The following is a 22942-nucleotide window of genomic DNA, read 5'->3' on the forward strand; positions in this document are numbered from 1 at the left end:
CAAGCATGCTGGATAGTAAGGGCGACATCGCAGGTCGCCCTTACTGCGCTTACCAGGTGAGATCGTCCGGCACCTGAAATTGCTTGTAGTACTCGTCGTCGCTGTCGGCAACAGCGACTGAGTCGCGCGCATGATCGAGCACAATCATCGCGGCATCGCGGGCATAGATTTTTTCTGCCGCCGCACGTGGCAGCAGCTCATATCCGTCATCGTGACGAGCAATCACCAGGATGCCCTTGGCTAACTGGGCACGCAGGGTCTCGTTGACCAGCACGCTTTTGATCTTGTCTTTGTCGGTGAAGCGATAGTCGAGCTCGCCTTCGCGCTTGACCTTGTTGGTTTCGACAATCTGGCGGATCTGCGCGCGCAATTCGTTGGCGTGGGCTTGCGCAGTGCGCTCCGCCGCCAGCGCGCGATCACGCTCGGCGCGCTCGGCCTGTAACTGCTTCGCGTCGACTTGCGCGGGGTTCGCCGCTGCCGGCGCCTTGCCCTGGCGTTGCTTGGCTTGCTCGCGCACCACCTCGGCGACCTTGCCTTTCTTGACCAGGCCAGCCTTGAGCAGTTGTTCTTGCAAAGGATTACGCATACGGAACTCGACCAAAGAAGCCAGCAGGATGACAGAACATCCATTGTAACGCCGCGGGTCCGGCGACGGCGATGGCCGTGATTGACCATGGCATGGTGGTTTATCGCAACGCCTGCGGCGATAAGCGACACCGAGGCGTAAGCGCTGACTCGCCGCTTACGCGCTTTCCGCTTCTTCGCGCCCGCGCTGCCGGCGCATGGCCTCTTCGCGCGCCTCGTTGATCGCCAGCGTCACGCTCTCGAGATCGGCCGGCGTGTCGTCGTCGATAAAGAGCCCGCTCAGCGCGCTATCCGGACGCAATTCGCTCTGCTCCAGCAACGCCCACATCTCTTCCGCGTAACGCGTGTTCTGCAATTCAGGAGCAAACCGGGCGAGTGTGGCGGTGATGTTATTCACGTCACGCTGCAGCATGGCACGAGCCGCATTGTTGCCCGCCGCGTTGACCACCTGCGGAAAATCGATGATGACCGGGCCATCGGCCGCGACCAGTACGTTGTATTCGGACAAGTCACCATGCACCAGCCCGCTGCACAGCATCAGCACGATGTTGCGAATCAGGAACCGGTGATATTCACGCGCCTGCTCCGGCGATAGCTCCACATCGCCCAATCGCGGCGCCGAAAACCCTTCCGCATCGGTGATCAGCTCCATCACCAGGACACCGTTGAAATAGCCATAAGGCTGAGGCACGCGAACGCCGGCCTCTTTCAACTGATACAAGGCATCGACCTCGGCATTCTTCCAGGCGATTTCCTGCTCTTTGCGGCCGAAGCTGGTGCTTTTACCCATCGCGCGCGCCTGCCGGCTGCCGCGAACCTTGCGCCCTTCCTGGTATTGCACGCGCGCCTGAAAACTACGCTGCGCCATGTCCTTGTAGACCTTGGCACAGCGAACATCCGTGCCAGAACGCACGACATAGACCGAAGCTTCCTTGCCGCTCTTCAGCGGTCGAATCACTTCGTCGATGACGCCATCATCGATCAGGGCTTGTAAATCCTTAGGTGCTCTCATGAATTCCGGGAGTATAGGAATCAGCACGCCCGCATGTGCGGGCGTGCTGATTACGACAATAGGGTGTACGCAGGCTCGTATATTACGCCGATACTCCCACTGGCGTCTTACAGAACCGAGTCCCCTGGCTTAACTTAACGGCCCAAATCATTCAGAAAACGGTTGGTATAGCCCAGTACCGAGACGTTGCTGACCGAACTACAGGTAGAAGAAGCCGAACCATTGCTGCACGGCGTATCGCGGTCGAGCGACCAGAAATGGATACCCGCCAGGCCCTGGCTGACCGCGTAGCTGGTCATGGTGTCCACATCGGCGATCGAGAAGACCTCGCTGGAGACATCGTTCATGCCGATCATCGGGGTCAGCTCGATGTTGCCGGCAGGGATGCCATAGGTATGCTCCAGGTTCTGCACCGCCTGGATCGCCGTCTGGCCCATGTTACACACGCCGTTAGACACCACACAGACCGAGGGACTGACCGCGCCGTAGTCCATCACCATCAGATTGATGGTGTAGTTTTTCAGGCTGGAGGCCCTTACCGCCCTTATCACCATGTCACCCAGTGAGTTCACCCCTCCGTAGCTGCCATCGGATGAGCCTAGCGTGGCCAAGGTGAAGGAGAAGCGCAGCTTCGGATACAGCCCCTGCGCATACACGGCCGAATTCACCAAGTTGGTGATATCCGCCTGCGATTGCCCACCCTCGATGTCAAAGTCCAGCCCGACCATGTAGTTCGAGGTATAGGTCGAAATGAATTTGCTCATGCCAGCCGGTGACGAACAAGTGAAGCTACCCGCCGCACCGCCGGTGGAAACCACATAGCTCAAGCCCGCATTCGCCAACGCCTGGATATTCGCGCTGGCAAAACCCGCGGCGGGCACACCGCCCCAGTTTTCACTGCCGCACTCGCCAGTGGCGAAAGCCAGGGTAATCGCCCCCAGCTTAGGCACGTAGTTGGAAACCAGACTGCCGCTGCCGACAATCGGGATGCTCGATCCGGTAATCGCCGTCTGCATGGCATTGGTATTCCAATTCATGTTGACGGTGATGTCCTTGTAAGGACTGAACAGCAAGCCGCCAACCGGAGGCGGCGGCGGGGGTGGCGGCGGCGGAGGGGGCGGCGGCGGCGAGGAACCGCAAGCGCCTTGCGAAGTCCACGGCTGACCGGAGCCACTGCCGCCATTATTGGTCGCCGGGTCATTGCCTTGCGTCCACCAGTTGGCCTTGTAATTCACGCCATTTTCACTAGCCGTATTGCCGCCGGTATAAACCGTCGCCGCATTCCACGCTGCGGCACACACGGTTTGCGCATGCAGCCCCTGCGTCGGCACCACGGCCAAGACGGTCATCGACATGACCGCCCCTACCGCGCTGCTCAATGCGCTCAGCACCACACGTGGCCTTATAACCAATCGCTTCACAGACATTGGACTGTCTCCAGGTTGGATTACATCGTTACAGGTGAATTCCAAAGACGATTCAACAGCCGCCCCGATTAACGATGTAAGGACAGCCGCCATGTCCGCATCCCTGCGCCTTACCGCTTGCCGCGAGGCAAGACTGTGCCGTATTAGACCTGGATGACAACGTTGTCTATAAGATTATTTCCGAACTGTGATGACCCTAATGAAATGCTTTTTCTGGCGCCCGCCCTCCATGCCGGAAAATCGACATATTCACGTCAATATCACATTGACTATGTTTGAAGAAAATAAAGCGAGAAAACGGACTTCTTATGCCAAAACACGGTGTTTAATGTGCCTTTCTATAAGCTGAAAACCGATCCGGCATAAGCTTATTGTTTGCTGACTCGTAAGCTCATCAAACACATCTTTCCGACAGAAAAACCGCACTCGGTTGGTCTGCCGATAATCTGTTCTCGCCCCCTTGCCTGGCGACCAGGAGCATTACCCTTGACTGCACGAAAGTCATTAAATGACAACGTTGTCTAAAACTCATCTTAGGCGACATCGCGCAGTCGCCCGACCTGCCGCCCGGGCCATAGTCCAGGCAAGCCATCCAAACTCGATGGCGTAAAGTGTCGATCTCATCGACCTTGCTTCGTCCATTCATTGAGGGCGGCCATGGATGCCCCGGCCAGCCTTTCGCCAAGCAACCATGCCATGAGGACAAAAGCGATGAACGCCACATTCCAGCGCATCACCCCCTTCTTCTGGTTTGACGATCAGGCCGAGGAAGCAGCGAATTTCTACGTATCCGTGTTCGATAACGCGAAGATCTTGGGCGCCGCCCGTTTCAGCAAAGAAAGCGCCCAGGCCTGTGGCAAGGCCGAAGGCAGCGTCATGACGGTCAGCTTCCAACTCGACGGGCAAAACTTCACCGCCTTGAACGGCGGCCCTGTCTTCAAGTTCAACGAGGCCGTCTCGCTGGTCGTGCATTGCCACTCGCAGGAAGAGGTCGATCACTACTGGAACAAGCTGACCCAAGGCGGCGACGAAAAGGCGCAGCAATGCGGCTGGCTGAAGGATCGCTTTGGTGTGTCCTGGCAAATCGTTCCCACCAGGCTGATCGAACTATTGAGCGACCCCGACCCGCAGAAAGTCCGCAAAGTCACCAGCGCCATGATGCAGATGAAGAAGCTCGACATAGCAGGCTTGCAGCAGGCGGCGGCCTGAGTTGCGGCTGGCGACCGATGAGTGGGGCGACGACCTGCCCCGCTCACTCACCTGGGAACGGCGCCCCATAAATCCCCCTGGCAGACACGATTCGCACACGAGTAAGCTCAACTTGCCACGGCTCCCCGCAAAACGCCGGGCATCCCATCGTCAATCGCCGATCCAGGGGGAAGATTCATGGCTTTCTCTGCACGCGCATCCCATACCGCCATCTCCACCATCAATATCACACCGCTGGTCGACGTGCTGCTGGTACTGCTGATCATTTTCATGATCAGCGCACCCGTCATCACGCATAAGGTGAAGCTCGACCTGCCACAGACCGCCCTGGACCCAATCACAGACCTGCCTGAGCCCATCCGCCTGGCGATAAGCGCCGACGGCTCGATGTACTTGAACGATACCCCGGTTAGCGAGAACGAATTCCGGGCGCAACTCGAAGTGGCGGCATGGCAAAAAGTACAGCCGGCGCTGCAGGTCGATGCCGCTGATGGCGCTTCTTACGAAGTGGTGGCACACGCCTTATCCAGCGCCAAGGCGCAGGGCCTGGCCAGAATCGACTTTGTCGAAAACCGTTGACCGGCATTCGCCGCAGCTCAAGCACGAAGGGCTGCGGCGAATAGTTTGATGCCACTCACTCCGTTTTCCTGGCGGCCATCCTAAGCGTTGCGGGCCAGCGCCCTTCAGCGCCAAGTCGTCGTAAGGATGACGCCAACGGCAACGATCGATCGATCGAAAAGCATACGCAACCGATGCCGTCATCCAGTGTGTCGCCTAAGGCCTGCCATGGCGCCATACGCACATCCCGTTCGGCTCGACCATCGGCACGGCTGGGCGCCGCAGCCGCCGGCAGGCGGGTCAGGGCTGCCGCGATATCCGTCAATCCCATGCTTGTTCGGTGGGCCGCCCGAGTAAATGCCACACGCGCAGGCAGCTGGGCATTCAGGCCGATCTATGGCTATGCGACAAGGTTTGATCGCATCGCAGAGTGCGATATCAATCACAGATTGATGCCTGGTCGACCAGGCGATGCTCTTCACACAAATCACCAGCCTCGCCTTTCGATGTGAACCGCCCGATTCGACTCAGATAATAGGCAAAAGATTTAAAAGAAAACGGGCATAGAAAAGCAGGGTGGAAATTGAGCGCTACGCAACAGACAAGTCATCCGCTAACGCCAACACTACACAGCATCGAATCTATGGTTCTGGCGTGAAATCGGCCACAACACATCGATAGGGACATCATCATGCCGTGCCTGCACCGCATGATCCGCGTGACGGTCAAGAGACGAACCCGGCTGATGCCGGGGAATAAGAGCATGAGCGTGCTCGCGAGTCCTCGTTTCCTGACCCCACCCTCTCCCCCAAAGCGAAAGCAATGGGGGAGAGAGCTTTAGCCCCGCCCGCAGGTCCACAGCGGCCGGCAACTGGCTACACTGAAATCCCCATGGATTCGGCGAACGCGCGCGATGCCTCATTTACGAATGACTACCGTGTCGCTGCTGATCGGGTGCCTAATGCTGGCATCGCCAGCCATCGCCGCTGAAGATCCGCCGCTTGGCGAAACCCCTGCCGGCACCGAGACAGCGCAAATGAAATGGCAGGCAAGCGCGATCGATCAGTTGGCGGCGATGCCAGATGCCGATGCGCTGCTCACCGCAGCCGCACTGGCCGCGACGACCCCAAGCCAGGCCAGCCGCGCGATGACGCTGCTGGATCGCGCCTCCGCCATGGCGCCCCAAGCCGCGGATATAGGTTTACTGGGCATCCAGTTATGCAGCATGCAAGCGGATTGCGCCGCACTACCGCGCGAGACCAGACTCCGCCAGCTCGACCCACACAACGGCATCGCCTGGATGACCGCGCTGCATGATGCATCCGGCCGCGCCGACGCGGCCCGTATCGATGACATGCTCAACCACATGACGCATGCGACGCGTTTCGATATTTACTTTGTCGCACTCACCCGGCGCTTTAATACGGCACTTGATCGCGTACCTCGCTCACCTGATGAAGCCAGCGCCGACGACCATCGCGCCGACGAAACCGGTCACTATGCGCAGGCCATGAACATGGCGATGTCGCTGGTGATGCCTGCTTTTCAAGATCTTGTCCGCGCCTGCAAACCCGGCTCACCCGCAGCGAATGCCCGGCGCGAAACCTGCCGTCAGATCGTCCCTTCGCTGGAGCAGGGCGATTCATTGATCGCCAACCTGATCGGGCTGCGAATTCATGAATGGACCGCCAGCGATGCCAATGACCTGGCCACGGAGGAGGCTCAATACCGACGCCTTAGTTGGCAGATGAAACAGCAGCTCGACATCGCGACGTCGCCAGCGATCTCCCCGGCCAAGCGGATGGCGATCGTGCTGGCGTACGAGCGCGAAATGGATCGCATGGCGGCACTGCTCACCGCAGCGGGCAAACCGCTCGATCCGCCCGCCCACTGGCAACCGCAGCAACGTCTGCCCGCCCCTCCCTTAGCGCCCGCATCGCCGTAGCGAAGCTGCCGTATCACCGACATACTCCTGGCATGAAACCAACAGATCACCATCACCATTGCCACGCTGTCGGGTGAGCCGGCCGTGCCCGTCAGCGATAACACCTGGTGTCTTTACCTGATCGAGTGCAGCGATGGTTCCTACTACGCCGGCATTACGAATCATCTCGACGCGCGCTATGCAGCCCATGTCGCCGGCCGCGGCGCGCGCTATACACGCTCGCATCCACCGTTGCGGCTCATCGGTGCCCGGCCCTATGCCGACCGCGCCGCCGCGTCGCGTGCCGAATGGGAGATCAAGCGATTACCCAAACAGCGCAAAATCGCCTATCTCATGCAAGGCCATGCCGCCAACGCTGAACAAGCGCCGCCAGCCACGATAGAAAAAACCTCCCGCCGCAGAAAGTCATAAGCCTCGCCGGTACGTGACCGGCGAGGCGCATCGCCACGGCGAAGCCCGGCTCAGTTTTTCGGCTTGCGGAATTTCAGCACGAACTGATCGGTATGACCGCGCAGATCCGGCGAGAAAACAATCTTGTCATGAGCGTCTTGCGGATGGCTCAGCAGATCGCTGCGGGCCTCCAGTACAAAACCTGCCGCCTTCGCCTGGGCCATGACGACCGCCGGATCGATGCGGTGCAATGTCTTGGCGTCCTGCTCATTCGAACCGGCCTTGGCGACGTGATCGACCACCATATAAATACCGCCGGGCTTTAATGCCTTGAACACCGCGACATCCATCTTGGCGGTCTCGTCGGCCCCGCTGACGCCGTTGACCGCAAAGACGCTGACCCCGCCATAGACATCGTGGTAATTGTCCGATGTCCATACGACGTCGAGCGGCTCGTCGGCGCCGATTTGCTCATAGCTGCGGGTGATCAAGGAAATATTGCCGTATGCCGGATCGGTAGCGATGGCCTTGATGCCGTCGAGCTTGTTCGGCGCCCCCTGGGCGATACTCTCGGGGACGATCGCATAAACATGGCCCTGCGGCCCGACCAGCTTACTGAAGATACGGCTGAAGTAGCCGCCGCCCGGCATCAGATCAGCTACTTTGTCGCCCGGCTTGATGCCGGCAAAACCTATCAGCTCAAGCGGTTTGCGATCATTGTCGCGCGCCTTGTCGGCCGCGGGCCGGGCGCTATCCGCCAACGCGGCAGAGGCATCGTTCACCGACGTTTGCGTACTGGCGTGAGCCAGCATCGTCGTTCCCAGCAAGATGCATCCGCACAGCAAGTATTTTTTCATGAAGGGTATGGCTCTTGGGAGTGAGGTCCATCGAAGACCGGGGCAATCAAAGATGGGGCGATCAGCGAACGGCGCGCATGGCTCGAGTTCGCCTGAGGCGCGATATCGATCAGCGCAGGCGGCGCCAGACGACCTCGCCATGCGCCCCTTCGGCGGCGCCGCTGGACGGCTTGGCCACGGTGTAAGTCAGTTCATCGCCCTGCAAGGTGTATGGCGTGCTGCCGTCCTTGCTGTCCCAGTTCGGATACGACGCATGATCGATATGCGTGTGCATCGTCGTAGCATCCGCGCTCACCTGGCCGTAATGAGCATTGCTGTCGAGTGACGCCGCACGGTATTCCTCTGGCGTCCCCTTGGACTTGTCATTGGCCGCAAAGGGGCTGCGCTGGGCACGCACGATTTGCATCATGTAATGACCTTGCGCGTCGATAAGCCACAGCCCCTGCGGATTCGCGCCATACAGTTCGACCCGCCGGCCATCGGGGTAGACATTGTCACAACGCACCAGGGTCCAGGCACCCATCAAGGCCGCCGGCACCGCGGCGGTCGCCGGGGCGGCGGATGCCGTGTTGGCGGCGTGAGCCAGCGGCGTGCCGCAGACCAGCAGCACGCCGCACAGTGTTGACATCACTTTGAATCGAAACATGAGCGGATCGCCTTCTTGCGCTGAGAGTCGACTGAGGGTAACCGTGGCTACCTCAGCAATACATCCGTCCGCACATATTTCAGTCATTACAAAATGACATGGGCCGTTGAGCGCGAACACCGCAGCTGACCGCTGTCGGGGCATGTACACTCCCTCACTCTTCCTTGCCCTGCGCGCAAACAGATCCCGGCGCGGGCTACGCGAATAGCGTGAACAGGCCCTAGGCTCGACGCACCGGCAAACAAAGCTCGGCATTGAATACACCGGTCTCCTGATCCATCTTGAAGTCGACGCCGTAAACCTCCATGCAACGGCGCGATTCATCGCTCATATCGAAGACATAACCGCTGCCGGGTAGCCAATCGGAAATAAAGCGGCCCCAGGCGCCGGCGATATCGGCCCCGGCGCCGACGAACTTCGCGCAAGCGTAGCGTCCGCCCTTCAGCAGACTTACGCCCATGTCACCTTGCGGCTTGAAACCATCATCGACCTCGATGCAGGCGTCATAGCGCAGCTTGTCCGCCGGGGTCATGCCTGGGTTGTCCAGGCACATGCCATACATGATGCGTGGCGGCGGTATCAGGCCCTGCTCATGACACCATCGGCCAAAACGCTGCCACATCAGTGAAATGCTGGCACTGCCATAGGGGCCGACATGGCGCATATAGGCGATGCGTACGTCCGAAAAATGCTTGATCTCAACCTGCATGGGTAAGCCTCCAGTGATAATCATGTGACCGTGTTGCCACATATCCTTATCCTGGCGAATCACCTCCAAGGCGGCTTGATGATGCTTGCTTTCCGCTTGTTGAATCTTGCTAAGCGCATCGAGCTGCACCGCCGCCCAGCGCACATGCCCACCGCAGCGCCATGCCGTCGGGGTCATGCCAAAGTGGGCACGAAAGGCCCGCGTAAATACCTCGGGCGAAGCGAAACCGGTCTCCAGCGCTATCTGCATCGCCGTGGTCTCGGGCGACCTCACCAATAGCCCCGCGGCCCGTTCCACCCGCCGCCGCCGCACTCGTCCAGCCAAGGTCTCGCCGGCGATGCTCTTGAACAGACGATGGAAGTGATACGGCGAAAAATGCGCCACCGCCGCCAACGCGTTGAGATCCAGCGGCTCGGCCAGATGCGCGTCGATATGATCGAACACCCGGTTGATACGCGCGAGATAAGCACTGAAGGTAGTCACTATCAGCGACCTTGCGGATGGATGTTCGCCAACGCTGGCGTTAGCGGGTTATCGCAACTGGCCTCATACAGAGCACGCATGGACGAGGCCATGACTATCAGGCCTTCTTCAGAAAGCAGACCTTTAGCACCAGGCCTTTGATTTTGTCCGAACTGCCTTCGATGTGTTCGTCATCGCCATCCACCAGGCGAATGTTCTTGATCACCGTACCCTGCTTCAACGGAATGGAAGAACCCTTCACTTTCAGGTCCTTGATCACCGTTACGGTGTCGCCGCTGTTGAGCACATTGCCGTTGACATCCCGGACCACCATGCCGCCGTCCAGCGCTTCGGCTGCCGCCCCGGCAGGCCACTCGTGGCCGCAATCGGCGCATACGTAGTTATCGCCATCGGGATAGGTATTTTCCATGCCGCATAGCGGACACGCGGGGATATCAGACATCGAATAATCCAGCCAGGTCAGTCAATAAGAGGCCAAGTATAAGGGCTTGCCCGTTGTCCGCCCGATGGCATCGCCGCCACCGGCCCAGGCGCCGCCCCTTCCGTGCATCACCACTCGTTCGATAAATTCGAACGAGTGCATCGGAAAGACAGCACGGCTTTCACCCACGGTGCGAGCAACATGAGCTCACGTCCACACCACACCGCAGCTGGAGAACCTCATGAATCGCTTCAAACAAAAAACCGTACTGGTCACCGGTGGCACCAGTGGCATCGGCCTCGCGACCGCCCAGGCCTTCGTCAACGAAGGGGCCCGCGTTATCGTCACCGGCCGCGATGCCGACGCACTGGCAACGGCCAAGGCCACGCTAGGCCAGCAGGCCATCGCATTACGCAGCGATGCAGGCTCGATCAGCGATGCCAAAGAGTTGGCTCAGGCCATCGCCGCTCACGGCCTGATGCTCGATGCCGTATTCATCAACGCCGGCATCGCCAAGCTCACCCCGTTCACCGATGTCGATGAAGACCTGTGGGACTTGAGCTTCAACACCAATGTAAAAGGAGCGTACTTCCAGCTTCAGGCGTTGCTGCCCTATCTCAACAACGGCGCATCCGTGGTGATCAATGGTTCGATCAATGCGCACATCGGCATGCCCAACTCGTCGGTCTATGCCGCCAGCAAAGCGGCGGTGATCTCCCTGGCCAAGACGCTTTCCGCCGAACTGCTTCCTCGCGGCGTACGCGTCAACGTCGTTAGCCCCGGCCCCATCCATACGCCGCTTTACGGCAAGCTCGGCATGGATCAGACCGCCCTGCAAGCGACCGCGGCGCATATTCAAGCGCAGGTACCACTAGGCCGTTTCGGTACCTCCGAAGAAGTCGCCGCCACCGTACTGCATTTGGCCTCGCCCGAATCGGCCTTTATCGTCGGCACCGAAATCATCATCGACGGCGGCATGAGCCAGCTGTAATCCCCACATGACTGGCGGCATTTACAGCGCGGTTCCCCATCATCGCTGCCAACGACACGATCTTGTAATACCAGCCGAAAAATATCGGCTCGCCGGTTCGACATGCCGTGGACACAAGCCCATGGCATGTCTCTTGGCGAATTGACGCAGATGATTTGCAAGCGACTGTCGATCACCACGTTTACCGCATGATCCACCTCGCTACGGCTTATTTCGCTTTGCTCCGAATCAGGTTATGTTTCGCCGCAGTTCGCAGCTCGGGGGGAGTCTGTGACCCGCCGGTAGCCCGGCTCTCCCGAACTTACGTCAGTCGTTTTCATCGATAGATCAAGGAAGGGATGCCATGCACGAATGCCATAACTGCAGCAAAACCATGTTATTCGGTGGCCGCACCATCGAGGGCTACCGCTATTGCGGCAATGCTTGCGCCAGCCGACACCCGTTACTGCGTAGCGCCGAGCGCATCCCCGCCAACGTACTGCAGCAACACGTCGAGCACTGGCGCAACGGCCCCTGCCCTCGTTGCAAGCAGCAGCAAGGCCCTATCGACGTCTACGCGCATCACCGCGTCCACTCGTTCATCCTGATGACGCAGTGGAGCACCAAGAAACATATTTGCTGCCGCCGATGTGGTCGCCGCGAACAAATCAAAAGCGCGCTGTACTCCGCCAGCCTGGGCTGGTGGGGCATTCCGTGGGGACTACTTGCCACGCCCATTCAAGTCACACGCAATGTCGCCGGCATCTTCCAGCGCGAGCCTATGCGCGCCAGCGCTGACTTTGAGCAGGTCGTGCGCATGCAGCTGGCACAGCAAATCCAGCAAGCGGAACAACCCGCCGCATCATTTTCTGCCCAGCGCTAATCCGCAGGGGTAGCGGCACTGCCCCTGCAACGTCGCCGTGCTATGGCGTGCCGCCATGGATGCTTATCCGCATCACGCGGGTCCGCGGCCCAGGCCGCTTTTACTTTTCATCCAAGGCATGAGTTGCCGCCGCTTCGATAAGCGCGGCAACCTCTTGTGGGTGTGACTCGTAAACCGAATGGCTGGCGCCCTGTATTTCGATCGTGTGGCTGCCGGCGCGCTTGGCATACATACGCTCAAGATCAGGGTTGATGATGCGATCCAGCGTGGCGACGGCATACCAGCTCGGCTTGGTTTTCCAGGCTGGCTGACCGGCCGGAGTGGTGAAGACCGAGCTGGCAGTCAGTACTTGTGCATGCCCTTCGAACTCGGCCTGTTTAACCGGCAGGTCGGCGGCAAAGTCGGCGTGATAAAAGGCCGGGTCCAGATAGCTGAAGCCATCCGGGGTTTTCTTGATGGCCTGGGTCGCATTGGGAAAACGCTTGCCGTTGGCGACTTCGGTCTCGCCTTGGTCCAAAGCATGCGCGGCGATATAAACCAGCCCGGCAACATGCGCGTCATTGCCGGCATCGGTGATGATGGCTCCGCCGTAACTGTGCCCGACCAGAATGGTCGGGCCATCCTGCATCGCAAGCACCCGATTCACGGCAGCCACGTCATCGCTGAAGGAGGTCAACGGATGCTGCGCCACGGTGACGTGGTAACCGTGCTTGAGCAGGATGTCGTATACCGGCTGCCAGCCCGCGCCGGTTACCCATGCGCCATGTACCAGCACGATATTGTGAACCGGCGCGGCTTGCGCCTGTGCGGTTAGGCTCAATGCCATAAACAGTATCGACGCAATGGCCGAGAGCATACGTGTTGTTGAAAGCTTCATGGGTATCCATGCGTGGGGGCAAAGAGTCGATGGGATTCAACAGGGTTTCGCCCATGCGTATCGCAAAGTTACCTGGCTTAAGAAAACCATCACTCACCGCGGGCGAAGTCATTCGCAACCGCCACCATCAACGCAACAAATTACGCCTTCATTGGCGTATGCATGCGCATCGGGCGGCTACGCCAGAACCGCGTTATCGCAATAACCTGTCCAGCACGAAGCCGACATGAACAGCCATCCAAATCCGGGCATTCATTAAGTCGGTCTACACGCACGCTGACCTAGAGTCCGCTCACCGCGACTCAAATGACATGCCAGTAAGCCTTGAGGTCATGGTTTCCATCGTCGCGTTGATTCGCCCTTTGCAGGCACGCAACTGGCCGATGCATGCAACCACCGTTGCATACTGAGGAGGGTATGTTGATGACTCGCACCTCTCGAACGCCGTTACATCGCCCGTTGGCCGCCGCCGTTCTGGTCGCGGTGATCATGGCGTCTTCTTTTTCCGCACAGGCACAATACGATCGGCGTGATGGCTATCGTGGGCGGCCTGCCCCTACCTATCGCGATCGACGCTATGACAACCGTCGTGATTATCGCGATGACCGCCGAAATAATGGCGGCGCGTTGATCGCCGGCGCGTTGCTGGGGGTTATCGCCGGCGCGGCCATGACCAACGCCAATACGCCGCAGCCACCGCCCGAAGTGATTTATCGAACGGCACCGCCGCCCCCGCCGCCAGGAGTGGTGTACTACGACAACAGCGGCTATTAGGCGCCACGTCGGCTCATGCCGAGCCCTATCGATCCGGCCCATTGAATCGGAGCATCCGACCATGAACAAGGTTCTTCGCATCGTTGCCGTACCCACGCTGCTGTCACTGGCGATAGGCGCCCAAACCGCCTGGGCGCAACAAGCATCCACCGCCGCAAGCCCCGCCACCAACCCACCGAGCGCGGAAACCCGCGCGCAAAAACACGAAGACGCCGTGGAACGGCGCATCGGCGAACTGCATACCAAGCTGAAAATTACCGATGCGCAAGCCAAGCCCTGGGATGCGTTTGCACAGACCATGCGCGATAACGCACAAAAGGCCGATCAGGCTTTCCGCGATCGCGCACAAAAGCTTTCAACCATGAACGCCGACGATGCCATGAAATCCTATGCCGACATCGCCCAACTTCACGCCGACAACATGAAGAAAATGTCGGCGGCAATGAGTGATCTCTACGCGGTGCTATCGGTCGAGCAGAAGCAAATTGCCGACGCGCTGTACCGCAATAAAGACGAAAGCTCGCGTCAAGGGCCGCACAAACACAAAGGCCATGGACCAGCCAGCGCCTCTTCGGTCCCTGCTACCGCCAACTAAGCCCGGCATCAAGGCATTGCCGTCGACATGATGCAACCCAGGACACTCATCGGGTTAGAGACTGCCTCTAACCCGATGCGGCCGTTGGGCGAAGGGATGGAGCCGAGCCTGGCTTGAACGAAAAGTCGCGGTACTGGCCAGGCGGCAAAGCGCCCGACGGCTGCGGCTTCATCCAGGCCATGGGCTACGTGCGCGGCGTGCCGGCGGGGTCCGGCTGAAACCGCCTGCGCGGCAAATCAGCTGCGACCTGGCTCGCGTCAACAGCATCCTCATCCCTTCACTGAACATCGGACTGAACGTACCCCAACATACGCCCCGCGCCTGACAACCAATCCGCCGCGCTCGCGTTAGCTTGGACACTCTCCTGCCCAGACGGCATCGCCGCATCGTCATGTCCGTGACATATCCCGCATCACTGTTGCGCTACATCGGAGTCGCCGGTAACGCCACCGTGATCACTATGGCTGGCGCCCCTTGAACCTGCTCGCCAACCTCGACCACCGGCCGGCGCGACTCAGCGGGCCGTGGCGGGCGGGCGACACTGCGTGGATCGGGTTTGTGCTGTGCATCGGCTTGGCAGCCCGGCTGTTTCACATCGAAAGCCAACCGTTCTGGCTCGATGAGGCGCTGACTTTCCAGCGGGTTCATCTGGCCACCCCCGGGCTGATTGCCGACAGTTTTGCCAACCGGCATATGCCAAGCTATTTCTTGATGCTGCAATTGCTGTTGCCGTTCGGCTCGGGCGATGCCTTGCTACGCATACCCTCAGCGTTATTCGGCACCTTGTCGGCCGGCATGGTTTTTCTGATCGCGCGACGCCTGGGTGGCCGCAGCGCCGGCATCGTCGCAGGATTGTTGATGGCGCTGTCGCCCTTGCAGGTGCAATACGGCCAGGAGGCGCGCTCTTACACGCTCGTCACGTTGCTGATCACGATCGCGCTGTGGGGGCTGGTGCGGTTGGCGCAAAACCCGTTGCGCGCGGCGCTGAACGTGCGTAACCCCGCGTTCGACCGCTGCAGCTGGGCCGCCTATGTATTGGGCTCTATCTGCGCGCTGGATGTGCTTAGCGATGCGGCACCGTGGCTGCTCGCCTCCAACGTATCGCTGTGGTTGATCTGGCGTCGGCTGCGCAGCGAATCATCAACCCATTTTCACGTCGATTTCCGGCGCAACTGGCTGCTGAGCCAGGCCCTTGTCCTGCTGTGCTGCCTGCCATTCTACGGCGCCATCTGGGCGGCCAATAACGGTCATGTCTTGCAGAATTTTGACTGGATTCCCCCGCTGAGCTGGCGCAATCTGCGCGTCGCCGCCAAGAGCGCCTATCTGATGCGCGTGGCCACGGTCATACGCTTCAGCCTGCTACCCACGGCGGTACCGTTGCTCGGCTTGCTGGTCGCCCTGCTCGGAGCCATCGGCTTGTTCCGTATGCGCGAGCGGCTGGAAGGCCGCATCCTGCTCTTGAGCTTCGCCGCGTTGCCGCTGTTGCTGCTGGCGATTTCGCTGATTCAGTCGATGGTGTTGCCACGCTATATCTTGTGGAGCGCCGCGCCGTTTTTTATCTTGGCCGGGCTGGGCGCTAGCGCGTTGCCACGCCGAATTCTGCCTGCCGCCGTCACAGCGCTGGTGCTGTTGTGCGTGATCAATCTGGCGCCGATCTATCGCACCGAAACCAAGCCTCGTTGGGATATGGCCGCCGCCACCTTGGCGGCCAATGTGCGCCCGGGCGATACCGTATTCACCGGCGACCCGAATGCGCCCACCATGCTCACCGTGCTGAAACCCAAGAATGCTGCGCCGATCGACACCACCGCCGTCGTGACGCCGCAGCTCGACCTGGCCTTGGCACGCTGGAAACAAGGCAGCCGGGTGTGGGCGGTGAATGGCCGCTCGGCGATGGGCGAACGCGAAGGGCTGGACGCTTTCAAAACCCGCGTAGCCGCCTTAGGCACACCGGCCCTGCAAATTCCTCAAGGCAAGGAAATCACCATATTGATGTTTTCCGCGCCGACCAGCGAAAACTGAGCCGGGCCTCGCGCGACGCATCGCACAGCATCAACCCGGCACCATCAATGACGATGCTCGCGCAACGGCATCGGCACGCCCGCTCCGTCCAGCCCACCCTCATCAAGCCATCGCTGCGTGCAAAGCTTTGCCGCGCCAATCAACCGCCCCGCCGCCGAGTAGTCGTATGGGGATGTGTCCAGTGGGCATAGGCTTGGCACAATGCGCAGCTCGACCGGGCCATCGGCAAGCTGCTCGGCATCTTGCACCAGTTGACGCGACACCAGCAGACTGAGCGCATGCATGGCACGGGCAATGGCCCCCGTCGGCGGATGATCAAGTGCGCAGGCAAAACCCGTGGGCAAGACGATGATGCGTGTCGCGCCAAGCTTGATCGCGCTGGATATCGGCGTGTTATTGGCCACCCCGCCATCGACCAGCAAACGCGTATCGATTCGCACCGGCGGGAACACCCCGGGGATCGCCGTGCTGGCCAGCACGGCGTCAATCACCGCTCCCGACGACAACAACACCTCATGCCCACTCAACATATCGGAAGCCACGATATGGATCGGCAGCGGCGCCTGTTCGAGCCGTCGATACGGTAAATGCCGCTCCAGCAAGCGCCGTAAACCATGGGAATCCACCAGATAGTCGCGTCGACGCAACAAGCCAAACACGCTGCGCAGGTTGAACGGCAAAACATCCCGGCGCTTAAGCCCGCACCAAAGTTGCTCAAGCTTGCTGGCGCCCGCCGGCGTGGGATCAGCGGCGAAGTACGCCGCATTGATCGCCCCCGCCGAAGCGCCTACCAGAAATGCCGGCGTCTCACCCCAGTCAAGCAAGGCCTGCAACATGCCGACTTCCACCGCGCCAAGGCTGCCGCCGCCAGCGAGAACAAAAGCGGTGCGTGGCGCCGTCTTGCGGTTGATCGAGCTGATGCTGGACATTTCATCTATTCGCACGGATCGGCGCCTTGTCTGAGCCATGATCGTTCGATCGCCAGATGTTCGATCGCTACATCCCCGACATCCACTTCGGCTCAGCATACCGCCGGGTTACCTGCAGCCTGCCGGGTTACCTGCAGCGTGGGTGAGCCATCAAGCCGCAGGCGCCAGGGCGCAGGTTATTGCGGTGATATCATCCGCGGTCACCTGGGCCTGTCGCCCCCATGCCGCGGCTCTTTCGGGTTCCGACGCGGCAGGTATGTATGAACCCGGGTAAGTGGGCATTCCCTCATGTATTGGTTGGTTTTATCGGTCGCCATCGTTGTCGAAATTATCTGGGCGCTTAGCCTGAAGTGGGCGCAAGCCCAAGGCAGCTGGCTCTACGCTGCCGTGCCTATCGCGCTTTCCTTCGTCAATATGGCCTTGCTTTCGTTTGCCATGCGCGGCATTCCTGCCGGCACGGCCTATGCCATCTGGACCGGCCTGGGCGCTATCGGCGTCATCATCGGCGGCATGGTGTTGTTCCATGATCGCGTCAACGCGGTGCAGGCAGGCTTTATGCTGCTTACCGTGATTGGCGTAGTCGGAACCAAGCTGTTCGCGCAAGCCAGCTGAGTAGGCGCTGCCTCTGCCGCAGGGCAGAGGCAGCAGTCGGTAAACGCCTCGTCAATCGCGACGGCCGGCAATGATTTCTTCAAGAAATCGGATGACCTCAAAATGCATGATCGGCATCGATACGGGCAGCCCAACGCAAGACCGCTTTCGCGGCCGCACGCTGGCTGCCTGAGTGACCGCCACTCGCACGTGGCGGAATAGCGGCGAGTCGTGAAGAGTTGCTGTTCAAGATGATCTGCTCCCTCGTAAACGCCGCACCCCTGCGACACGAGCGTGTTGAATATCTGTAACACCAGGATGGCCATGCCAGCCATCACCAGCACGCCATAGCGGAAAGGTTCTAGTGACGTTTCGCGCGATAAAGAACAGGTTGAAAAAGTGCCGGCTCAGCAAGGCCATCGCGTAGGCCAATGCAAAAGCGGAGCCCTCCATGTCGACACCCAGGTACTGACTGAAGAACGCTACCGTGACATGGGCGATAGCGAGGCGAGAGTTATGGGTTTGGATTAGTTTTGCGGAGTAAAGGGCATGCCCTTCCCGCGCAGTGAAAAACATCTCACTGCCATGCTGTTGCAAGCTCATGTTCAAACCTATCTACGATCTAGACAGCAAAAAAGTTGCATACATGGTGATGCATGCATCCGATCCACCGCGGAATGCACGATCGGCTTCACCATTGACCGATGGAAAGAGGAAGGTCAGTGCCGTTCAACGGCGGGGCTGGAATCGGCCGGCATGCCGCTGCTCCAGAGAGGGCCAGAAAACGGCAAGGCGTTGGCTGGGTGTGTATAAGAACAGGCCGCCGTGTCCAGGCGATAGAACGATGCGGGCAAGCTCTTGCATGATCCTGCCAAACACAGCAGATTGAGGACATCGCCCCAAGCTCCACCCTGGGCTAAGGGCCGCAATGAAGGTCACAAGCGGACCCTCGCGCCCGCCCAGCGAACGGTCATCTCACCCGCGCTGACTGAATTCGGCAACCTGGAGCATGCCCCGGGCAAGCCTTCACACCGCCTAGACACCTGGCAACCCGGGCCATCGGCAGCTATCGGCTCAGCAAAAGCCATGGCAGCGCTGCGTCGATAGAACAATGCGCGCAGACTCTTGCACGATCCTGTCAATTTTGCGGATTTTGAGCCACATACCGTTGCGTTTGACGGATGCGCCGGATTGAATGCCCAGATGGAACCGCTGACCGAACTTCGCACGCTAATCGCTCGCCATGCCATCGCCGGCCAGCCGAAGACCATTTTCAAAGACTTCCGGGTGATGACGACGGTGGTTCCCACCAACCCCGTTCATCACGTTTTTGGCCCCACCTTCGCCATCGTCGCCCAAGGCATGAAGCGAACAGTATTGGCCGACAAAGTGTTCGAATACGGTAGCGGTCAGTACCTGGTGGCCTCCGTCGACCTGCCGATCATCAGCCATGTCGTGCAAGCCAGTGCCGAGCAGCCCTTTTTATCCATCGGCATGACATTGAAACCGACCGCCATCGCCACCCTGCTGCTGGAAACGGCGGCCTGCGATCGTGCCGTTGTCGAATCCCCCGGCATGGGCATCAGCGAGGCCGGCCATGATTTGCTGGAACCGGCCGTGCGCTTGCTGCGCCTGCTGGATCATCCGGAAGACCTCGCCGTACTTGGCCCGATGATCGAGCGTGAAATTCTGTGGCGACTGCTCGCCGGCGAACAAGGCGGCATGGTGCGGCAGATCGGCCTGGCCGACAGCCGGCTCTCGCAAATCAGCTATGCCATCGGCTGGATTCGCGCGCACTTCGCCGAGATCCTGCGAATGGAGGATCTGGCCCAGCTGTCGGCAATGAGCCTGTCCTCCTTCCATCGGCATTTTCGCGCGGTAACCGCCATGAGCCCGCTGCAGTATCAAAAGCAGATCCGTCTGCAAGAAGCCCGCTCGCGACTGCTGACGGAATCGGACGACGTCGCCGCCGTCGGCTTCGGCGTCGGCTACGAAAGCCCCTCGCAGTTCAGCCGCGAATACAGCCGTCTATTTGGTTCGCCGCCGGGCCGGGATATCGCCCGCTTGCGCAATGTCTCGATGCTCGAACGCAGCGTGGTCTAGCCAACTCCAGGTCCGGCCTGGCTTTCCCATGGATTACTTGCGACGGGACGAGCGCGGAGCTGCCCCAGCCGGCTTGCGCCGAGGCGATGCTGCCGTCGGTTTCGCCGCCAGGCGGATTTGCGGGGCCTGCTGCTTGAGGTAGTTCCATAGCCGGCTAGCCACCGGCCCCTGCGGTTTATCGCGATGCCGCGCCACCACCAGCTCCTCGGCGTGGCCCGGCATGTAGCTGCCGGCTATCGACTGCAGACGTCCTTCGCGCAGCTCCTGCTCGACCAGGAAATGCGGCATATGACCCCAGCCCATGCCTTGCAGAATGATCTCCTTCTTCATCAGTTGATCGGGCACCGTGCATTGGTGTGCGCCTTCGATGACAAAGTAACTGCGCGATGCCGAATGACGTGCCGTGTCGCGAATGATGCACTGGGTGAAATCGCGCATCTGGTCCGGCCGGATCGAACGCGATACCGGAAAAGGCAGGAAGCCCGTGGCCACCACCGGTATCAACTGCACCTTGCATAGGTCCAGCCATTCCAGCCGCGGATCGCTTTTGTCGATGTGATGCAGAATCAAATCGGCCTCGCCATCAAACAGCCGCTCCCACGGACCGGTGATCGCCTCGAAATGCAGATGCAGCCGGGTACCCGGGCATTGTGCAAAAAAGCGGCTGAGCAAGCCCAGGGTCTGCGATAGCGGGCACAAGTCGCCAATGACCACACGCAATTCGCTTTCTTCGCCCATCGCCAACTGCGCGGCATGCGTGCGCAAATCCTCCATGCCGCGTAACAGCGACTGCGCCCGACGATGAAAGGCCTGGCCGGTATCGGTCAGCGTGACCCGGTAGCCGCTGCGATCGAGCAGGCTTAAACCCAGCTGCCGCTCCAGTTTGGCCACCGCGGCGAACACCGCCGGATGTGAACGATGCAGCGTGGCGGCAGCCGCCTGGAAGCCACCGGCGCGGACCACTGCGTCAAAGCACTGCAAATCGTGCAGGGTAAATTCGCTCATGTCCGTTTTATCTACAATGATTGTGCATACTTTGTAATATCTAACGGGCTTGGCCGCAACTACGATTTGCTCCACGGCATCCGCCGTTGCAGGGGCACACAAGCATGCGCGCCATGATCAGAAAGCACTACGGCGAGGCCGACCAGCTCTCGATAGAGCAGCGTCCCGAGCCACCACCGCAGCCGGGCCAGGTGCTGATCGAAGTCCGCGCACTCGGCTTGAATCGCGCCGAAATCTATATGCGTCGCGGCGTCTGGGGCGAGGTGGCGGAAATCAGCGGCATCGAATGCGTGGGGCAAGTGAAGCATGACCCGGCGGGTCAGTTCGCCAGCGGCCAAAAGGTGGCCGCCCTGCTGGGCGGCATGGGACGCAGCATTCCCGGCAGCTATGCCGAGTATGTCAACGTACCGTCCGCGCATGTCGTGCCGCTGCACACCGACCTTCCCTGGGAAGAACTCGCGGCGATACCGGAATCGTATGCCACCGCCTGGACCAGCCTGCATCGCAACCTGGCGCTGGCGCCCGGCCAAACCTTGCTGATTCGCGGCGCCACGTCGGCGCTTGGTCAAGCCGCCATCAACATCGCCGCCCATGCCGGAGCGCAGGTGATCGCCAGCACGCGTCGGATCGAAAACCGTGCCGCGCTGATCCAACTCGGGGCACAGCAGGTGCTGCTGGAAGAGCCGCAACTATCGGCGCAGATTCGCGAACAGTATCCCCACGGCATCGATGCCGTGCTGGACATCGTCGGCAACAGCGTCTTGCTCGACTCGCTCGCCATGGTGCGCGCGGACGGACGGCTCTGCCAGGTCGGCTTTCTCGGCGGCGGCGAACCATTGGCCTCGTTCAGCCCTTTGCAGCATTTACCCAGCGGCGTGCAGCTCAGTTTCTTCGGCAGCGCGCTGGCCTACGGCACCACCGACTACCCGCTATCGGGCGTGCCCTTGCAAACCATGGTCGAGCGTGTCGCCGCTGGCACGTATCAGGCCAGGCCGGCGCAGGTGTTTCGCTTTGAACAATTGCCCCAAGCCCATCGCTTGATGGAATCGAACCAGGCCGGCGGCAAGCTGGTCGTGCTTATCTGACATCCCGTGGAGTTTTTATGACGCTGAAGCCGAACCTTGAAACGAAACCGATGAACGACCTCTCGATCTTTATTACCGGCGATGGCCACCGCATGGCTTATCGATTCGATGGATCGCCCGACATGCCCGTGCTGGTGCTGTCCAACTCCATCGGCACCACACTGAATATGTGGGATCTGCAGATTCAAGCGCTGTCCAAGCATTTTCGTGTACTGCGCTATGACACCCGCGGCCATGGCGCCTCGGACGTCCCGGCAGGCGGCTACTCGATCGACCGGCTCGGCCGCGATGTCATCGAGCTGCTCGATGCCTTGCATATCAGCCGAGTGCATTTCTGTGGGCTGTCGCTGGGCGGCATGATTGGTCAATGGCTGGGTATTTATGCTCCCGAGCGGATCGATCAACTCATCCTGTGCAACACCTCGTCTTTCCTCGGACCCAGCGGGCAATGGGACGAACGCATCGCCAAGGTGCTGCAGGCAGAGAACATGTCCGAAACCGCCGAGATGTTTCTCAGCTACTGGTTCCCGCCGCAGATGCTCGAAGCAGGCGACGCCACGGTCGATGCCATTCGCGCCATGCTGCTATCCATGCAAGCCCAGGGATTTGCCGGCTGCTATGCCGCCGTTCGCGACATGGACATGCGCCGCACCGTGGCACTCATCGACAAGCCGACCCTGGTCATCGCCGGGCAGTACGACACGGTCACGCTGCCAAGCCACAGCGACTGGATCGCCGCGCAAATAGCTGGCGCAAAACTGGTGGTGCTACCCGCCATGCATCTGACGAATATCGAATACCCCGCTGACTTCATGCGCACGGTGCTCGAATTCCTGCTCGCGCCATCCGAGCTGGCAAGGTCCTGA

Annotated in this window: 24 protein-coding genes; 13 read left to right on the forward strand and 11 right to left on the reverse strand. The window is 60.2% G+C overall.

What is annotated here, in order from left to right; genetic code table 11:
- Positions 1 to 49: 49 nt before the first annotated feature.
- From OUZ52_RS08090 to OUZ52_RS08100, 3 genes are all read right to left on the reverse strand, one after another.
- The gene (locus tag OUZ52_RS08090) at positions 50 to 586 is read right to left on the reverse strand and encodes a DUF2058 domain-containing protein (protein ID WP_266157879.1); all 537 of its coding nucleotides are present in this window, start codon (positions 584 to 586) and stop codon (positions 50 to 52) included.
- Between the two features lie 156 nt (positions 587 to 742).
- Positions 743 to 1597 carry a PA4780 family RIO1-like protein kinase gene (locus OUZ52_RS08095; protein WP_266157880.1) on the reverse strand — a complete coding sequence of 285 codons (855 nt, stop codon included), beginning with the start codon at positions 1595 to 1597 and terminating at the stop codon, positions 743 to 745.
- 134 nt (positions 1598 to 1731) lie between these two features.
- Positions 1732 to 2952 (reverse strand): carbohydrate-binding protein, encoded by a 1221-nt coding sequence (locus OUZ52_RS08100; protein WP_266157881.1) that lies wholly within the window; start codon positions 2950 to 2952, stop codon positions 1732 to 1734.
- A gap of 783 nt (positions 2953 to 3735) precedes the next feature.
- Here OUZ52_RS08100 and OUZ52_RS08105 point away from each other — a divergent pair.
- The 4 genes from OUZ52_RS08105 (at position 3736) to OUZ52_RS08120 (ending at position 7147) form a co-directional block, all read left to right on the forward strand.
- On the forward strand, positions 3736 to 4233 hold the full coding sequence (locus OUZ52_RS08105; RefSeq protein WP_266157882.1) for a VOC family protein: 498 nt from the start codon (positions 3736 to 3738) through the stop codon (positions 4231 to 4233).
- 177 nt (positions 4234 to 4410) lie between these two features.
- Positions 4411 to 4812 carry an ExbD/TolR family protein gene (locus OUZ52_RS08110; protein WP_266157883.1) on the forward strand — a complete coding sequence of 134 codons (402 nt, stop codon included), beginning with the start codon at positions 4411 to 4413 and terminating at the stop codon, positions 4810 to 4812.
- Between the two features lie 940 nt (positions 4813 to 5752).
- Positions 5753 to 6736 carry a hypothetical protein gene (locus tag OUZ52_RS08115; RefSeq protein ID WP_266157884.1) on the forward strand — a complete coding sequence of 328 codons (984 nt, stop codon included), beginning with the start codon at positions 5753 to 5755 and terminating at the stop codon, positions 6734 to 6736.
- Positions 6737 to 6820: 84 nt separating this feature from the next.
- Positions 6821 to 7147, forward strand: coding sequence for a GIY-YIG nuclease family protein (locus OUZ52_RS08120; protein ID WP_266157885.1), 327 nt, complete (start codon positions 6821 to 6823; stop codon positions 7145 to 7147).
- Between the two features lie 50 nt (positions 7148 to 7197).
- Here the strand turns inward: OUZ52_RS08120 and OUZ52_RS08125 are convergent, their stop codons facing one another.
- From OUZ52_RS08125 to OUZ52_RS08140, 4 genes are all read right to left on the reverse strand, one after another.
- Positions 7198 to 7983 carry a class I SAM-dependent methyltransferase gene (locus tag OUZ52_RS08125; protein WP_266157886.1) on the reverse strand — a complete coding sequence of 262 codons (786 nt, stop codon included), beginning with the start codon at positions 7981 to 7983 and terminating at the stop codon, positions 7198 to 7200.
- Between the two features lie 109 nt (positions 7984 to 8092).
- Positions 8093 to 8629: a lipocalin-like domain-containing protein gene (locus OUZ52_RS08130; protein ID WP_266157887.1), complete on the reverse strand. Its 537-nt coding sequence runs from the start codon at positions 8627 to 8629 to the stop codon at positions 8093 to 8095.
- 220 nt (positions 8630 to 8849) lie between these two features.
- A complete protein-coding gene (locus OUZ52_RS08135) occupies positions 8850 to 9821 on the reverse strand; it encodes an AraC family transcriptional regulator (RefSeq protein WP_266157888.1) in 972 nt (323 codons plus the stop codon).
- Positions 9822 to 9918: 97 nt separating this feature from the next.
- Positions 9919 to 10263, reverse strand: coding sequence for a zinc ribbon domain-containing protein YjdM (locus tag OUZ52_RS08140; RefSeq protein ID WP_266157889.1), 345 nt, complete (start codon positions 10261 to 10263; stop codon positions 9919 to 9921).
- 220 nt (positions 10264 to 10483) lie between these two features.
- Here OUZ52_RS08140 and OUZ52_RS08145 point away from each other — a divergent pair, with 220 nt between their 5' ends.
- Both OUZ52_RS08145 and OUZ52_RS08150 read left to right on the forward strand, forming a co-directional pair.
- Complete coding sequence (locus OUZ52_RS08145; protein WP_266157890.1) at positions 10484 to 11233, forward strand: SDR family oxidoreductase; 750 nt, start codon at positions 10484 to 10486, stop codon at positions 11231 to 11233.
- Positions 11234 to 11576: 343 nt separating this feature from the next.
- On the forward strand, positions 11577 to 12095 hold the full coding sequence (locus tag OUZ52_RS08150) for a hypothetical protein (RefSeq protein WP_266157891.1): 519 nt from the start codon (positions 11577 to 11579) through the stop codon (positions 12093 to 12095).
- Positions 12096 to 12195: 100 nt separating this feature from the next.
- On the opposite strand, the gene OUZ52_RS08155 is transcribed toward OUZ52_RS08150, so the two are convergent.
- Complete coding sequence (locus tag OUZ52_RS08155) at positions 12196 to 12921, reverse strand: alpha/beta hydrolase (RefSeq protein WP_266157892.1); 726 nt, start codon at positions 12919 to 12921, stop codon at positions 12196 to 12198.
- 474 nt (positions 12922 to 13395) lie between these two features.
- Here OUZ52_RS08155 and OUZ52_RS08160 point away from each other — a divergent pair, with 474 nt between their 5' ends.
- The 3 genes from OUZ52_RS08160 to OUZ52_RS08170 all read left to right on the forward strand — a co-directional run bounded on the left by OUZ52_RS08160 (position 13396) and on the right by OUZ52_RS08170 (position 16363).
- Positions 13396 to 13746, forward strand: coding sequence for a hypothetical protein (locus OUZ52_RS08160; protein ID WP_266157893.1), 351 nt, complete (start codon positions 13396 to 13398; stop codon positions 13744 to 13746).
- Positions 13747 to 13807: 61 nt separating this feature from the next.
- On the forward strand, positions 13808 to 14341 hold the full coding sequence (locus OUZ52_RS08165) for a Spy/CpxP family protein refolding chaperone (protein WP_266157894.1): 534 nt from the start codon (positions 13808 to 13810) through the stop codon (positions 14339 to 14341).
- Between the two features lie 474 nt (positions 14342 to 14815).
- A complete protein-coding gene (locus OUZ52_RS08170) occupies positions 14816 to 16363 on the forward strand; it encodes a glycosyltransferase family 39 protein (protein WP_266157895.1) in 1548 nt (515 codons plus the stop codon).
- Between the two features lie 44 nt (positions 16364 to 16407).
- Here the strand turns inward: OUZ52_RS08170 and OUZ52_RS08175 are convergent, their stop codons facing one another.
- The gene (locus tag OUZ52_RS08175; RefSeq protein ID WP_266157896.1) at positions 16408 to 17292 is read right to left on the reverse strand and encodes a patatin-like phospholipase family protein; all 885 of its coding nucleotides are present in this window, start codon (positions 17290 to 17292) and stop codon (positions 16408 to 16410) included.
- Positions 17293 to 17580: 288 nt separating this feature from the next.
- Between OUZ52_RS08175 and OUZ52_RS08180 the strand changes: the two genes are divergently transcribed.
- A complete protein-coding gene (locus tag OUZ52_RS08180; protein WP_266157897.1) occupies positions 17581 to 17904 on the forward strand; it encodes a DMT family transporter in 324 nt (107 codons plus the stop codon).
- Between the two features lie 225 nt (positions 17905 to 18129).
- On the opposite strand, the gene OUZ52_RS08185 is transcribed toward OUZ52_RS08180, so the two are convergent.
- Positions 18130 to 18486 carry a hypothetical protein gene (locus tag OUZ52_RS08185; protein WP_266157898.1) on the reverse strand — a complete coding sequence of 119 codons (357 nt, stop codon included), beginning with the start codon at positions 18484 to 18486 and terminating at the stop codon, positions 18130 to 18132.
- A 588-nt stretch (positions 18487 to 19074) separates the two neighbouring features.
- Between OUZ52_RS08185 and OUZ52_RS08190 the strand changes: the two genes are divergently transcribed.
- Positions 19075 to 19986: an AraC family transcriptional regulator gene (locus OUZ52_RS08190; RefSeq protein ID WP_266157899.1), complete on the forward strand. Its 912-nt coding sequence runs from the start codon at positions 19075 to 19077 to the stop codon at positions 19984 to 19986.
- A gap of 33 nt (positions 19987 to 20019) precedes the next feature.
- Here the strand turns inward: OUZ52_RS08190 and OUZ52_RS08195 are convergent, their stop codons facing one another.
- Positions 20020 to 20991: a LysR family transcriptional regulator gene (locus tag OUZ52_RS08195; protein ID WP_266157900.1), complete on the reverse strand. Its 972-nt coding sequence runs from the start codon at positions 20989 to 20991 to the stop codon at positions 20020 to 20022.
- Positions 20992 to 21095: 104 nt separating this feature from the next.
- Here OUZ52_RS08195 and OUZ52_RS08200 point away from each other — a divergent pair, with 104 nt between their 5' ends.
- Together OUZ52_RS08200 and pcaD are read left to right on the forward strand one after the other, a co-directional pair.
- Positions 21096 to 22076, forward strand: a complete 981-nt coding sequence (locus OUZ52_RS08200; RefSeq protein ID WP_266157901.1) for a zinc-binding dehydrogenase — start codon at positions 21096 to 21098, stop codon at positions 22074 to 22076.
- Between the two features lie 17 nt (positions 22077 to 22093).
- Entirely contained in the window at positions 22094 to 22942 is an 849-nt protein-coding gene (pcaD, locus tag OUZ52_RS08205; protein ID WP_266157902.1) for a 3-oxoadipate enol-lactonase, read from the forward strand.

It is taken from the genome of Dyella silvatica, assembly GCF_026283955.1.
GTDB lineage: Bacteria > Pseudomonadota > Gammaproteobacteria > Xanthomonadales > Rhodanobacteraceae > Dyella_C > Dyella_C silvatica.

Excerpts from the sequence above, each read along its gene's own strand:
- OUZ52_RS08090 (WP_266157879.1), bottom strand. The coding sequence starts at position 586 with ATGCGTAATCCTTTGCAAGAACAACTGCTCAAGGCTGGCCTGGTCAAG.
- OUZ52_RS08095 (WP_266157880.1), bottom strand. The coding sequence starts at position 1,597 with ATGAGAGCACCTAAGGATTTACAAGCCCTGATCGATGATGGCGTCATC.
- OUZ52_RS08100 (WP_266157881.1), bottom strand. The coding sequence starts at position 2,952 with ATGTCGATGACCGTCTTGGCCGTGGTGCCGACGCAGGGGCTGCATGCG.
- OUZ52_RS08105 (WP_266157882.1), top strand. The coding sequence starts at position 3,736 with ATGAACGCCACATTCCAGCGCATCACCCCCTTCTTCTGGTTTGACGAT.
- OUZ52_RS08110 (WP_266157883.1), top strand. The coding sequence starts at position 4,411 with ATGGCTTTCTCTGCACGCGCATCCCATACCGCCATCTCCACCATCAAT.
- OUZ52_RS08115 (WP_266157884.1), top strand. The coding sequence starts at position 5,753 with ATGCTGGCATCGCCAGCCATCGCCGCTGAAGATCCGCCGCTTGGCGAA.
- OUZ52_RS08125 (WP_266157886.1), bottom strand. The coding sequence starts at position 7,983 with ATGAAAAAATACTTGCTGTGCGGATGCATCTTGCTGGGAACGACGATG.
- OUZ52_RS08130 (WP_266157887.1), bottom strand. The coding sequence starts at position 8,629 with ATGTTTCGATTCAAAGTGATGTCAACACTGTGCGGCGTGCTGCTGGTC.
- OUZ52_RS08140 (WP_266157889.1), bottom strand. The coding sequence starts at position 10,263 with ATGTCTGATATCCCCGCGTGTCCGCTATGCGGCATGGAAAATACCTAT.
- OUZ52_RS08145 (WP_266157890.1), top strand. The coding sequence starts at position 10,484 with ATGAATCGCTTCAAACAAAAAACCGTACTGGTCACCGGTGGCACCAGT.
- OUZ52_RS08150 (WP_266157891.1), top strand. The coding sequence starts at position 11,577 with ATGCACGAATGCCATAACTGCAGCAAAACCATGTTATTCGGTGGCCGC.
- OUZ52_RS08155 (WP_266157892.1), bottom strand. The coding sequence starts at position 12,921 with ATGGCATTGAGCCTAACCGCACAGGCGCAAGCCGCGCCGGTTCACAAT.
- OUZ52_RS08160 (WP_266157893.1), top strand. The coding sequence starts at position 13,396 with ATGACTCGCACCTCTCGAACGCCGTTACATCGCCCGTTGGCCGCCGCC.
- OUZ52_RS08165 (WP_266157894.1), top strand. The coding sequence starts at position 13,808 with ATGAACAAGGTTCTTCGCATCGTTGCCGTACCCACGCTGCTGTCACTG.
- OUZ52_RS08175 (WP_266157896.1), bottom strand. The coding sequence starts at position 17,292 with ATGTCCAGCATCAGCTCGATCAACCGCAAGACGGCGCCACGCACCGCT.
- OUZ52_RS08180 (WP_266157897.1), top strand. The coding sequence starts at position 17,581 with ATGTATTGGTTGGTTTTATCGGTCGCCATCGTTGTCGAAATTATCTGG.
- OUZ52_RS08185 (WP_266157898.1), bottom strand. The coding sequence starts at position 18,486 with ATGAGCTTGCAACAGCATGGCAGTGAGATGTTTTTCACTGCGCGGGAA.
- OUZ52_RS08195 (WP_266157900.1), bottom strand. The coding sequence starts at position 20,991 with ATGAGCGAATTTACCCTGCACGATTTGCAGTGCTTTGACGCAGTGGTC.
- OUZ52_RS08200 (WP_266157901.1), top strand. The coding sequence starts at position 21,096 with ATGCGCGCCATGATCAGAAAGCACTACGGCGAGGCCGACCAGCTCTCG.
- pcaD (WP_266157902.1), top strand. The coding sequence starts at position 22,094 with ATGACGCTGAAGCCGAACCTTGAAACGAAACCGATGAACGACCTCTCG.